General features: G+C 43.7%; 11 protein-coding genes. 7 read left to right on the forward strand and 4 right to left on the reverse strand.

Annotated features, from left to right (window positions below; genetic code table 11):
• Positions 1 to 90: 90 nt before the first annotated feature.
• The 4 genes from IEY48_RS03840 to IEY48_RS03855 all read left to right on the forward strand — a co-directional run bounded on the left by IEY48_RS03840 (position 91) and on the right by IEY48_RS03855 (position 6839).
• Complete coding sequence (locus tag IEY48_RS03840) at positions 91 to 1914, forward strand: vWA domain-containing protein (protein ID WP_188917426.1); 1824 nt, start codon at positions 91 to 93, stop codon at positions 1912 to 1914.
• Positions 1915 to 2005: 91 nt separating this feature from the next.
• A complete protein-coding gene (locus IEY48_RS03845) occupies positions 2006 to 2551 on the forward strand; it encodes a sigma-70 family RNA polymerase sigma factor (protein ID WP_229786309.1) in 546 nt (181 codons plus the stop codon).
• Complete coding sequence (locus IEY48_RS03850; RefSeq protein WP_188917430.1) at positions 2551 to 3408, forward strand: hypothetical protein; 858 nt, start codon at positions 2551 to 2553, stop codon at positions 3406 to 3408. Before IEY48_RS03845 ends, IEY48_RS03850 begins: the two co-directional genes overlap by 1 nt.
• Positions 3409 to 3554: 146 nt before the next feature.
• Positions 3555 to 6839, forward strand: a complete 3285-nt coding sequence (locus tag IEY48_RS03855) for a S41 family peptidase (protein WP_188917432.1) — start codon at positions 3555 to 3557, stop codon at positions 6837 to 6839.
• A 174-nt stretch (positions 6840 to 7013) separates the two neighbouring features.
• Here the strand turns inward: IEY48_RS03855 and IEY48_RS03860 are convergent, their stop codons facing one another.
• Positions 7014 to 7454, reverse strand: a complete 441-nt coding sequence (locus IEY48_RS03860; protein WP_188917434.1) for an OsmC family protein — start codon at positions 7452 to 7454, stop codon at positions 7014 to 7016.
• Between the two features lie 193 nt (positions 7455 to 7647).
• Entirely contained in the window at positions 7648 to 8298 is a 651-nt protein-coding gene (locus tag IEY48_RS03865; protein ID WP_188917436.1) for a DsbA family oxidoreductase, read from the reverse strand.
• A 406-nt stretch (positions 8299 to 8704) separates the two neighbouring features.
• On the opposite strand from IEY48_RS03865, the gene hpf reads away from it, so the two are divergent.
• Positions 8705 to 9061, forward strand: a complete 357-nt coding sequence (gene hpf / locus IEY48_RS03870; RefSeq protein WP_160053720.1) for a ribosome hibernation-promoting factor, HPF/YfiA family — start codon at positions 8705 to 8707, stop codon at positions 9059 to 9061.
• Between the two features lie 67 nt (positions 9062 to 9128).
• On the opposite strand, the gene IEY48_RS03875 is transcribed toward hpf, so the two are convergent.
• Complete coding sequence (locus IEY48_RS03875) at positions 9129 to 9854, reverse strand: YebC/PmpR family DNA-binding transcriptional regulator (RefSeq protein ID WP_188917438.1); 726 nt, start codon at positions 9852 to 9854, stop codon at positions 9129 to 9131.
• Positions 9855 to 10271: 417 nt separating this feature from the next.
• Here IEY48_RS03875 and IEY48_RS03880 point away from each other — a divergent pair, with 417 nt between their 5' ends.
• A complete protein-coding gene (locus IEY48_RS03880; RefSeq protein ID WP_188917440.1) occupies positions 10272 to 10520 on the forward strand; it encodes a TIGR02922 family protein in 249 nt (82 codons plus the stop codon).
• A gap of 49 nt (positions 10521 to 10569) precedes the next feature.
• Here the strand turns inward: IEY48_RS03880 and IEY48_RS03885 are convergent, their stop codons facing one another.
• Positions 10570 to 11154: a TetR/AcrR family transcriptional regulator gene (locus tag IEY48_RS03885; protein WP_188917442.1), complete on the reverse strand. Its 585-nt coding sequence runs from the start codon at positions 11152 to 11154 to the stop codon at positions 10570 to 10572.
• A gap of 145 nt (positions 11155 to 11299) precedes the next feature.
• On the opposite strand from IEY48_RS03885, the gene IEY48_RS03890 reads away from it, so the two are divergent.
• Positions 11300 to 12343 (forward strand): alkene reductase, encoded by a 1044-nt coding sequence (locus tag IEY48_RS03890; RefSeq protein WP_188917444.1) that lies wholly within the window; start codon positions 11300 to 11302, stop codon positions 12341 to 12343.
• Positions 12344 to 12515 lie beyond the last annotated feature (172 nt).

The raw sequence follows: 12515 nt of genomic DNA on the forward strand, positions 1-12515 counted from the left end.
GACAATAAATATCATTTAAATAACCCTTTTTATATTTGCGTTCGTTATTAGTCAGTAGCGACATATCAAACAATTAAAAAGGGCACGATTATGAAGGATTATCAGCAAGCATTTAAGCAGCGTCTTTTGGCAATCATTATCAGTGGTATGATGGTTAGCGGCTGTGCGCAAGAGTCAAACGATTCTGTTCAACGAGAGCAAGGGCAGACTGACACCACAACCAGTGCATCTGAGCCTATGACCCAAAAAGACTTACCCGTGAGCGGCTCTCAATTAAAACCCCAACAAGCTGAAATGATGGTTTCAGCACAGGGACAAGCTCAAAGATTGGTAAAACAGCGCCAGCAATTGAGTGAAGCGAAAGTGATGGCCAACGTCATGCCAATGCACAGCGATAATCGTCACCTTAACTTGGCACCTATCAATAATGATAAGTTTGCCACCTTAGTGCAAAACGGCAATATGGTGGTGAGTGAAACACCAGTATCGACCTTCTCGATTGATGTTGATACCGGCAGTTACAGCACCACTCGCAGATTAATTAACCAAGGCCAATTACCGGGTAAAAACAGTGTGCGAGTTGAGGAGCTGATTAACTACTTTAGCTACGATTACCCCGCGCCAATCGATGCAGATGTACCCTTTAATGTCACCACAGAATTGGCGCCATCACCCTACAATCAAGACACGCAATTGTTACGTATTGGCATAAAAGGGTTTGATATTGCCGCTGACCAACTCGGTGCCAGTAACCTGGTGATGCTGTTAGATGTGTCAGGGTCAATGTCGTCAAACGATAAACTGCCATTATTAAAACAAGCACTGTTGATGCTCAGCCAGCAATTGTCGGCGCAAGATAAGGTCTCGATTGTGGTTTACGCCGGTGCCAGTGGAGTGGTACTTGATGGGGTTGCCGGTAACGACTTTACAGCCATCAGCCGCGCACTTAATAAACTCAACGCGCAAGGCGGCACTAATGGCAGCCAAGGGATACAACTCGCGTATCAATTAGCACAAAAGCATTTTATTGAAAACGGCACTAATCGCGTTATTTTAGCCACCGATGGCGACTTTAACCTCGGCATGACCGACCATCAGCAGCTGGTGGATTATGTGGCAGCTCACAGTAAAACAGGTATCGGTTTGTCGACATTAGGTTTTGGTTTGGGTTCTGGTAATGGTGGTTATAATGACCATCTTTTAGAGCAGTTATCAAATAAAGCCAATGGTCAATATGCCTATATTGATACCTTAAATGAGGCGCGCAAAGTGCTGGTAGATCAACTCAGTGCGACGTTATTAACCATTGCCCATGATGTCAAAGTACAAATTGAATTTAACCCCGCAGAGGTATCTGAATACCGCTTAATTGGCTACGAAAACCGCTTGTTAAACCGCAGTGACTTTAACAACGATGCTGTTGATGCAGGTGAGATTGGTGCGGGCCACAGTGTCACTGCGTTATACGAATTACGTTATAACGACAGTCAAAACAACTTGGTTGATCCGCTGCGTTACTCTGCATCAACGGTTACAGATGCTGATGTTTCGATAAATAGCGATGAAGTGGCTTTTTTAAAATTGCGTTACAAAGCCATTGGCGGTCAAGCGAGCCAATTATTAACTTACCCCATCACTAAACAGCAACAATTAAGCCATTTGCACCAAGCCAGTGATGATTTACGCTTTGCCGCGGCGGTGGCCGGTTTTGGTCAATTACTGAACCATAATAATTATGTCCACGACACTGATTATGCTAAGTTAATTACACTTGCCGAATCAGCAATGGGCCAAGACCGTTTTGGCTATCGCCATGAATTTGTACAGCTATTAAAAACCGCCAAGGTGCTGTCGATGCAGTCAGCAGAGGTGATGCCGCCAAGTCAGGTTGCTAAGCGGGTTAACCCACATTAAGGATAAAATGGTGCCAACACTCACTCAGTCAAAAGATGCACAGCCAAAGGATGACACTTTAGTGCCTCAAGTCGGTAGTGACGAGCAGCTTATGCTCAACTACCAGGCGGGCGACATTAATGCATTTGAAACCTTATATCGCAAACACAAAGACCCTTTGTATCGCTATTTTGTCCGCCAACTACATGATCAACAATTGGCCGAAGACTTATATCAAGACACCTGGAGCAAGGTGATGAATGCGGCGGCGCAATATCAAGTTAAAGCTAAATTTACTACCTGGTTGTATAAAATTGCCCATAACTTGCTGATTGATCATGTGCGAGTGCTTAAGCCACTCGATAACATCAGTCCACTTGCCGATGAGCAGCAAATGGATAGCCTTGAGGCTGACAATCTCAATGCGCCTGAGCCGCAATTACAACAACAGCAGCAACTCAATATGATGAAAGCCTGCATTGCCCATTTGCCCGCAGTGCAAAAAGAAGCGTTTTTACTCAACATTGAAATGGGCATGACCGCCGCGATGATCAGCGACATTGCCGATGTAACATTAGAAGCGACTAAAAGTCGGATTCGTTATGCTTATCAGAGTATTAAGCAATGTATTGCTCTTAAATTGCAGGAGACAAGGTAATGAGTCAGCAACAAGATGATGCAGAGTTCACTGCATTACAAACTGAAATCAAACAAGCCTATCATCAGCAATCGATGGAACAACCTTCAGCTGAGTTAGACGAGGCTATTTTGGCAAAAGCCAGGGCTGGTCGTCATGTGGTCGCTAAACAAAATGGCGTGACTAAATCATTGTGGCAACGCAATGCTTGGTTATTTTCAACAGCGGCATCGGTGATGTTGGTGGCAGGGTTGTTTATCTTAAGCCCGAGTTTACAACAACAGGTTGGTATAAACCTTGAGCAAGGGTTGCCTGAACAGCATATGGACGCACAACAGTTTGATGTTGAAAACGTGATGAGTAAATCATCAAGTGAAACCATTCGTAATGCCGCCGCTGAACAATCGATTGTTATTGAAGGTTTGTCAAAGCGCGCAGCGTCACCAAAGCTAGAGCAGGCTAGTCCAGCTTCTATAAGTGATGAGGCTTTAATCGACAATACGCTCACGGGCAAAATGCAGATGCAAGAGGCTTCCCAGCAAGCCTTAGTGGAATCGCAAAACCAAGCCAAAGCGGCTAAACAGGCTACCGCCGCTGAAGCTGCGCAGCTTAAAGCCGCTGCACTGCCCATACGCCAGCAAGAAAAAGAGTTTAAACTGATGAAGCAACAACTTGAAAGTAATCCAAAAGGTCATATTGAGCTTGATACCGCTGAAGTCGCGTTTGCGCGATTACAGGCATTAATGGCAGACAATAACATCAAGCAAGCTGAAGATTATATGATAACCATGGAGCAGCGCTTTCCTGAGCTTTTGAGCCCTTCACACCCACTTTATGAACAGTATCAAAAAATTAAAGTTCAGCTCACTTCGCAGTAATCAATTAACGCGCAATTATATCATCGGCTAAGCGAATAATGCTTAGCCGTTTTTAGTTACATTTTTGTACTGCAAAAAATGACATAACTCTGATAACGTGAGGAAATAATGAAAGGCCTTAGACCGAGTAAAGGAAACACCTCACCATGAAACTTCGCCGCTCTGTAACGCATTGCATGTTAGCTTTAGGCACATTAGCCTGCTCATCAATGATTTTCGCCAATGCCTCAAATCAAGGCTATTACCGTGCCCCTGCACTGCATGATCAAACGCTAGTTTTTACCGCAGAAGGCGACTTGTGGACCACACAACTTAATCAAACCAAAGCCAGCCGCTTAACTAGCCTCACCGCTGAAGAGCTCGATGCCACGATTTCTAAAGACGGTAAATGGGTGGCTTATACCGCCAATTATGAAGGTGCAACCGAAGTGTATGTGATGCCCATTGCGGGCGGCGTGGCAAAACGCGTGAGCTTTGAAAACAGCCGAGTACGCCTGCAAGGATGGACCGCTGCAGGTGAGGTGTTGTATTCCACCGACAATGCTTTTGGCCCCGCAAACTTTTGGGTGCTCAAAACCGTTAACCCGCAAACATTAACTGTTACCGACCTACCATTAGCCGACGCTGTTGAAGGCGTCATCGATGATAAAGGCGAGTATGTATACTTTACTCAGTTTGGTTTACAGGTGAGTGGCGACAACGCCAAGGTCTATCGCGGCGGCGCTAAAGGTGAGATTTGGCGTTATAAACTGGGCAGCAAACAAGAAGCGCAACAGTTAACCACAGCTCATGAAGGTTCTGTCAAACAGCCGATGGTATGGCAACAACGGGTGTATTTTGTCAGCGACCAATCTGGTAATGATAATATTTGGTCAATGAGTATTGATGGCACAGACATCAAACAGCATACCCAATACAGCCAATGGCAAGTGCGTGATGCCCAACTTGATAATGGCCGCATTGTATTTCAACAAGGCGCCGACATTAAGTTACTCAATTTAGCCGACATGGCCGAAAGTACCCTAGATATTGAACTCACCAGCGACTTTGCTCACCGCCGTGAGCAATGGGTGAATGACCCAATGGATTACGCCACCTCAACCGTGTTTGCTCAGCAAGGTGACAATGTGGTGATTACCGCGCGCAGCCATGTGGCGGTTGCCAGCAACGATGGCCGTCGTTTGATACAAATAGCCACGCCTGCCAATAGCCGCGTGCGTGACGCGTTGCTCAGCAGTGATGGAAAATGGGTTTATGGCATTAGCGATGCTTCTGGTGAACAAGAAATTTGGCAATATCCAGCAGACGGCTCTGCTGGGGCAAAACAGTTGACAAAAAATGGTAACACTCTGCGCACCAGTTTAACGTTATCGCCAAATGGCCGTTATTTAGCGCACGACGATTACATGGGCAATGTGTGGTTATTGGATTTAACTCGCAGCAACAACCAAAAAATTATCGAAAATGGTGAAGGCCTTGGCCCTTATCAAGACATTAAATGGTCTGGCGACAGCCAATTTATTGCGTTAACCAAATTAGAAATCGGCAAGCAACGACCGCAAATTGTGCTGTATTCTGTTAATGAGTCTAAATCCCAAACCTTAACCACAGATAAATACGAGTCGTTTTCGCCTAGCTTTAGCCATGACGGAAAATGGTTGTACTTTTTGTCTAACCGCGAATTTAAAGCCAATCCAGGCTCGCCTTGGGGCGACCGTAACATGGGGCCCATTTTTGACAAACGCACCCAAATATTTGCCTTGGCCTTAGACCCTAAAGCGACGTTCCCGTTTGCTAAGCCTACTGAACTAACTGCTAACAAAAGTGCGAAAACAGCCGATAAAAAAGATCAAGACAGTCCAGCGAAAACCAAAGTTGACTGGGATGGATTAAATCAGCGTTTATGGCAAGTGCCAGTAGATGCTGGCAACTACAGCAGTTTAACCGCCACCAAAGATAAGCTGTATTTACTCGATGGCCATCAAGGTAAAAGCGAGTTAAAACTGGTTAAGTTTGATGTACAACAGCCAAAAGCAGAGACTTTTAGTGACGATGTGGGCCAATATGCGTTGGCAAAAGATGGCCGCAAACTTATGCTGCGCAAAAAGTCAGACCCTAAAAATATCATGATTGTTGATGCGGGCGACAAACTTCCAAGCGATGTGTCTAAAGCTAAAGTCAGCACTGAGCAATGGCAGTTAAGCATTTCACCACAACAAGAATGGCAACAGATTTTTGAAGATGCCTGGCTTATGCATCGCGACTCGTTTTTTGACCCTAAAATGCGCGGCGTAGATTGGCAAGCAGCCAAAGCCAAATATCAGCCACTGGTAGACAGGCTAACCGACCGTAACGAACTTAATGACATCTTTGTGCAAATGATGGGTGAGCTTAACTCACTGCATTCGCAAGTGCGTGGTGGTGACATTGACAAAAATACCGATGCGGCCAAAGCCGCAGCGTTAGGGGCAAGATTAACCCAGACCGATAAAGGGGTGGTGATCAGCCATATTTACCAAACCGACAACGAGTTGCCTTTGTCTGGTTCACCGCTTGCGCGCATTGAAGTCGATGCCCAAGAGGGCGATGTTATCCGTGCGATTAATGGCAAAAAGGTCGACTCTGTTGCCGATGTGACGCAGCTACTGCGCAACCAGGGCGATAAACAAGTGCTAATAGGGCTTCAACGTGGCAAAACGGCTCTTAATACCGTGGTAACACCACACGACATACGTACTGACGCCAAGCTACGTTACCTTGATTGGGTTGAGCATAATGGTGCCAAAGTCGCTAAAGCTTCTAAAGGCAATATTGGTTATTTACATTTGTATGCCATGGGCTCAGGTGATATTGAAAGCTTTGCCCGTGAGTTTTATACCAATTACGACAAAGACGGCTTAATCATTGACGTGCGCCGTAATCGTGGCGGTAACATCGACAGCTGGATCATTGAAAAACTGCTGCGTCGTGCCTGGGCATTCTGGCAGCCAACCCATGGCAGCACCAATGCAAACATGCAGCAAACGTTCAGAGGTCATTTAGTGGTATTGGCCGATCAGATGACTTACTCAGACGGCGAAACCTTCTCTGCCGGTATTCGTGCGCTTAATATTGCCCCTATTATTGGTAAACAAACTGCCGGTGCAGGTGTGTGGCTGTCGGGGCGTAACTCTGTTACCGACAAAGGCATGGCGCGAGTGGCCGAATACCCTCAATACGCTATCGATGGTCGCTGGATTGTTGAAGGCCACGGTGTTGAGCCAGACATTGAAGTTGATAACCTCCCTTACGCGACATTTAGCGGCAAAGACGCCCAGCTTGAGGCGGCAATCAGTTACTTAAAAGATGAGTTGGTACAACAACCTATTACGCCGTTACAAGGGTTACCTATGCCAAAAACAGGTAAAGCGGGTGATATAAAAACCAAATAGGGTTAGTGTTAGCCATGCTTACAAGCAAAGGCTGTAAGCGCGTTTGTAAGTAACCTTATCCCTAGTTCTGGTTAAGTAAAAAAATGCCCCTGCCAAATCCAATTTGGTAGGGGCATTTTTATTAATGATGAAACATAAGCTTGGCATTAAACCTAACGAGGGCTAATGCGTTGTTTAGTTGGTTTTAATCTCTACTTCACAAGCAATTGAGTTAGCAATAAAGCAGTTTGCGTGTGCTTTTTCATGTATTTTATCTAAGGTTTCTTGGGTGACTTCAATGCCTTCTGCAAAGGTCACAATTGGCTCAAGTGTCATTTTAACTACTGCTACTTTACCCGCCTCATTTTTGCCTAAATCGGCAGTGGCATTGTCAACATAACTCAGTACGGGCAGTCGTTTTAAATGCGCAATCGCTAAAAACGTCAGCATATGGCACGACGATAATGCCGCTAAAAAGCTTTCCTCTGGGTTCACTTTTTCTGCATTGCCTTTGTATTCTGGCGCCGATGATGCGTCGATGGTTTGCCCTGTGCCAAATTTGACCTGATGGTCGCGATTAAACTCACCTTCTTCACTGGGTGAAGACTGCCAATTTACCGTTGTTTTAAAACCCATTCTGTACTCCCAAAACCACTAAAATAGTGGCTGTTTATAACGACTCAATGTACCGTTTAATATCAGAGCGAAGGTGAGTGAAACGATAACTTATCAGGCTAGATTCAACACCAAGTGCTAATGAAAGTCTATGAAGCAGATCGAAAAAAACGCTTTTAATTTGCAGCTAATCATTAGGCTTGGATATATTATGTTATGCAGCGTCTGTGGTGAGCTTGGTGATTAACTCTGCAATCGTAGCGGGCTCTTGTGCGCCAGAGACTAAATACTGCTGATTAAACACTATGGCCGGCACGGCTTGAATGCCGCGACTAATCCACAGTTGCTCTTCTTCTTTGACCGCTTTTTCATAACGTTTGTCGGTCAATACCGTCCGGGCTTCAATTGCATCTAACCCTACGCTGGTGGCGGCTTCAACTAACACCTCTATATCATCTGGGTTCTTCTGCTCGGTAAAGTAGCAGGTGAATAGTGCCAGTTTCAGTTCAGTTTGTTTACCAGATTCAGCAGCCCAATACAGCAGCTGGTGGGCGAGTAGGGTGTTATAGATACGCGATGAGTCTGAAAAGTTAAATTCAAAACCTAAATCGGCACCCATTTGAGTGAGCCGCTGTCTATTCTGTGCACTTTGCTCTGGCGTTGAACCGTATTTTTCAGCAATGTGTTCGCCCAAATGTTGACCCTCAGGTCCCATTGATGGGTTAAGTTCAAAAGGGTGCCAATGTAATGTCACATCAAGGTCGTCAAATTGGCTTAATGCTTGTTCAAGACGGCGATATCCTACAATGCACCATGGGCACATTACGTCTGACACTATATCAATTTGGAGCTGTTTTGTTGCCATGATGGATCCTAATAATGATTAATTCGACTTAATTAAAAAAAATAAAATAACTACATTTGCTTATAAATTAACTGCTTTTACGGGTTAATTGATGGGTTTATCACCATTTGTATAAACAACACGAAAGTTGCACTCAACGCCGCTAAAAATGTGTCTATACTTAATCAGTAATCTGATGTTTAATCAATGTAAGGGTTAGGTCTATTTGATATAGCCCATTCGAGTTGGTTTTAAACACTTGCTGGTGGCACATGAGTCACATTTTTAAATTTACCACTTGTGACTTCACCCACATGCCCCATGTCTAATTATGTAAGCATGCATTTGTACAACTTAGTTATTTATGTCAGCATGCATTTGTACCACGCGATAAATTTGGCAAGTAAAATTCTGTTAAGGACAATCTATGAAAATAAATCTTTCTGGTCACCATGTTGATGTTACTGATACTGTCAAACAACACGTAGAAGAAAAATTCGCTAAAATAGCTAGCCATTTCCCAACGCTTATTTCGTTAGATATCATCATTGCAAAAGAGCATGGTGAATTTGATGTTGAAATTCGTACCAACTATGAAGGAACTCGAATTGCTGCAAAAGGTAACAATGCAGTAATGTATCCAGCCATTACCAGCGCTGCTAAAAAATTAGATGCTGCACTGAAACACCGTAAAGGCCAACTTAAAGCAGATTTACATGAAAAGCCTGATGTTACGGCGCCTGAAATTGCTTATGAAAAAGTACAAGAGATGGATCTTCGTTAATCCATTGGTTCATTAACAAAAAACGCAGCTTAAGGGCTGCGTTTTTGTTTGTTGCTAAAGACGATGATTATTCTTCGTCAATTTCAGCGTTGTGATAAATGTTTTGTACATCGTCGCAATCTTCTAATGCGGCAATAAACTTATCGAATGTTTCAATGTCTTCACCAGTAATACTGGTCATTGTTTGTGGTACAAACGATAAACTCTCAACTTCAAATTCCATTTCTGGGAATGCTTCAGTCAAGGTTGTTCTGATGTTGTTGAATTCAGTGATAGGTGCAAATACGCTTATCATGCCGTCTTCTAATTCAACGTCTGTTACATCAATTTCAGCCATCATGAGTAACTCAAGAATGGCTTCATCGTCTTCGCCTTTAAATACAAACACGGCTTGATGTTCAAACATATGGCCAACAGTGCCTGGGCTACCTAATTTGGCATCATTTTTGACAAAAGCTTGGCGAACTTGGGTAAAAGTTCGGTTGCCGTTGTCGGTTAAGCAGTCAACAATTACCATGCAGCCGCCAGGGCCAAAACCTTCGTAACGTGCAGTATCGTAATCTTCGCCGCCACCACCACGTGCTTTTTCAATTGCACGTTCAATCACGTGTGCTGGCACTTGGTCTTTTTTCGCGCGTGTTATCAAGCTGCGTAATGCTAAGTTGCCGTCTGGGTCAACACCACTTTGCTTGGCACAAATGTAAATTTCTTTACCGTAGCGCGAATACAAACGTGTTTTTTGACCGGCTGTTTTAGCCATTGATTCTTTACGGTTTTGGTATGCTCTGCCCATCTTAATCTCGTTATATTTCGGAAATGGAAGTCGTAAAAGTGTCGCCGATTCTAGCAGGAATAAGCCGTTGTGTTTAGGTGCAGAGCATAAATATTGTTGAATTACTGTCGATAACGCGATAAGTATCATCATATTTCGCTTGGGGTAGGAATGTGAGCTACATAGAAATACTCATATTTACACATCTGATGTGTTAAGTTTATGTATCAAGTTAGCCCATTCGATAATACAATTTACAGATGTGTTATCAATGATAGCCAAAAATAGCATAATAAGAGAAAGGACTTCTCTGTGAGAGATACTCAAGCTTTGATACCTGAGGCTCGCTCCTTATTTACCCTGAAATGTATTGATTATTTGCAACTATCAATATCATTTCTACACTTAGCATATAATGCTGGAAATGAGAGTCCTAATATGAAATCTGAATCTGCTGAAGCAGTTCAAGCACAAAATGCGACAGTCACCGTGTTATTTTACGATGCTCCTGCAGGTCTTGAAATGTACAACGCTGTATTGACTGATTTACAAGTCAGTCAATCTGGGCGTGTGATGATCCCTGAGTCATTCCGTCGTGGTAAGTCAATTATTGCGGTACTCGAAGGCGAGTGCACAATATTGAATTCGTTAGGTGAGCGTGTTTATTCGCAGCGCACTGTTGGTTAATCACTCAACATGATTGATTAATAATAAAAAAGACACGCAAGTGTCTTTTTTATTGTCTGATTAAATCCGCGAGCAGTTTGTCTGCTAAGGGTTGTAATACTTCTACATTAGGTTGGGTGTTCGCTACCGTTCGTAATCCGTAAATCCCCATCACTAAATACTGAGCTAAAAACTGGCTATCGCTCTCTTGCGGGATAAGCTGTTGTGCTTTTGCGGTATCAAATACCTGCGCTAATGATTGATGCCATGACTGTAAAAATTGACAAGTGATTTGTTTAATCTGCTCATCTTGCTCACCCATTTCACTTAACGATTTAGTCAATAAACAGGCTTTGGTAGCATCACAACTTAAACACTCTTGTAATATTTGCGCGAGATAATCACTTAAGTTATCTACTGCAGAGCGGTCATTGGCAAACAGTTGCTTAAATTGATCTGTTCTATCTTGTTGATATTGTTCAATTGCGGCAATGAATAAACCTTTTTTATTATCGAAAGCGCAATAAATCGACCCAGGATGCAGTCCTGTCGCTTTAGTGAGATCTTGCATGCTGGTTTTAGAAAATCCGTTTACCATAAAGGTACACATTGCCGCACGTAATACTCGTTCTCTATCAAATTCAGCGTGTCTCATATTCTGCCACTTAAAGTTAATAACAAAGCGCAATAGCTCATATTTTCTGAGTCTATCCAAATTTGACCGACTATTCAAAAAATACTTGAATGTGTATTCAAATATCATTATTCTTGAATGCATATTCAATTAAGGAGATCGTCACATGACGGCAAGTTTATTTACACCATATAAACTCAATGACACCCTAACATTATCAAACAAGATTCTAATGGCACCATTAACCCGTTGTATGGCAGATGATGACTTGGTCCCTACGCAGCAGATTGCCGATTATTATGCGCGTCGTGCTGAAGCCGGCTTAATTATCAGTGAAGCCACGATTATTCGCGCCGATGGCCAGGGTTATCCAAACACTCCAGGTTTATTTACCCCAGCGCAAATTGATGGTTGGCGCGTAGTGACTGATGCTGTGCACAAAAATGGCGGCAAAATATTTGCCCAGCTATGGCACACCGGCCGCGTGGCTCATCCACACTTTTTTGGCGGTGGTGACGTATTATCGTCTTCTGCCCAAGCGGTTGAAGGCACAGTGCCAAGAATGCGCGAACTGGTTTACCAAACGCCAAAAGCCGCCACAATTGAAGACATTAAACAATTAGTGATTGATTATGCTCAAGCGGCTGCAAACGCGATTGATGCAGGTTTTGACGGCGTTGAAATTCACGGCGCGAATGGCTATTTAATTGACCAGTTTTTACATCACGACAATAACCGTCGTGAAGATGAATACGGCCAAACCCCTGAAAACATGTCACGCTTTGCGTTAGAAGTGGTCGATGCTGTTATTGCGCGTATCGGCGCTGATCGCACAGCATTACGTGTATCTCCAGGTGCTTATTTTAATATGGCTGGCGACTCACGCGACCGCGCAGTATTTGATTATTTATTACCTGAGGTGGCTAAACGCAATTTAGCGTTTTTACACGGCGGAATTTTTGACGACTCAATGGAGTTTGATTACCTAGGTGGCAGTATCTCGGCTTATCTTCGTAGCGTTTACACGGGCACATTAGTGGGCGTGGGCAGTTACACCGCAGAAACTGGCAGTGCTGCTATTAGCGATAACAAGTTTGATTTATTAGCCATTGGACGCCCGTTTATTGCTAACCCAGACTATGTGGCAAAGGTGCGTGACGGAGATGAGCTAGTGGCTTACACCGACACCATGTTAACTGAATTGATTTAAGTTTTTGTTGTTTGCGTGGCTAATCCTTACGGATTATATACCCAAACAACCTGAAGATGCTCGATTTCAGCAAGAATTTACACGCGTTTAGACAAGGCATTGATTGCGGGTAATGGTTATTCCCTTTCCAAAATCAATAACGCAGCATAAACGCGTGTAAAACTTGCCCTTT

Origin of the sequence: Shewanella saliphila (assembly GCF_014648295.1) — a bacterium.
In the GTDB taxonomy this organism is placed as follows: Bacteria; Pseudomonadota; Gammaproteobacteria; order Enterobacterales; family Shewanellaceae; genus Shewanella; species Shewanella saliphila.

Bases quoted from the DNA above. Each gene is read 5' to 3' on its own strand.
- IEY48_RS03875 (WP_188917438.1), bottom strand. From the start codon at position 9,854: ATGGGCAGAGCATACCAAAACCGTAAAGAATCAATGGCTAAAACAGCC.
- IEY48_RS03850 (WP_188917430.1), top strand. From the start codon at position 2,551: ATGAGTCAGCAACAAGATGATGCAGAGTTCACTGCATTACAAACTGAA.
- IEY48_RS03840 (WP_188917426.1), top strand. From the start codon at position 91: ATGAAGGATTATCAGCAAGCATTTAAGCAGCGTCTTTTGGCAATCATT.
- IEY48_RS03885 (WP_188917442.1), bottom strand. From the start codon at position 11,154: ATGAGACACGCTGAATTTGATAGAGAACGAGTATTACGTGCGGCAATG.
- IEY48_RS03865 (WP_188917436.1), bottom strand. From the start codon at position 8,298: ATGGCAACAAAACAGCTCCAAATTGATATAGTGTCAGACGTAATGTGC.
- IEY48_RS03880 (WP_188917440.1), top strand. From the start codon at position 10,272: ATGAAATCTGAATCTGCTGAAGCAGTTCAAGCACAAAATGCGACAGTC.
- IEY48_RS03855 (WP_188917432.1), top strand. From the start codon at position 3,555: ATGAAACTTCGCCGCTCTGTAACGCATTGCATGTTAGCTTTAGGCACA.
- IEY48_RS03860 (WP_188917434.1), bottom strand. From the start codon at position 7,454: ATGGGTTTTAAAACAACGGTAAATTGGCAGTCTTCACCCAGTGAAGAA.
- IEY48_RS03890 (WP_188917444.1), top strand. From the start codon at position 11,300: ATGACGGCAAGTTTATTTACACCATATAAACTCAATGACACCCTAACA.
- hpf (WP_160053720.1), top strand. From the start codon at position 8,705: ATGAAAATAAATCTTTCTGGTCACCATGTTGATGTTACTGATACTGTC.
- IEY48_RS03845 (WP_229786309.1), top strand. From the start codon at position 2,006: ATGCTCAACTACCAGGCGGGCGACATTAATGCATTTGAAACCTTATAT.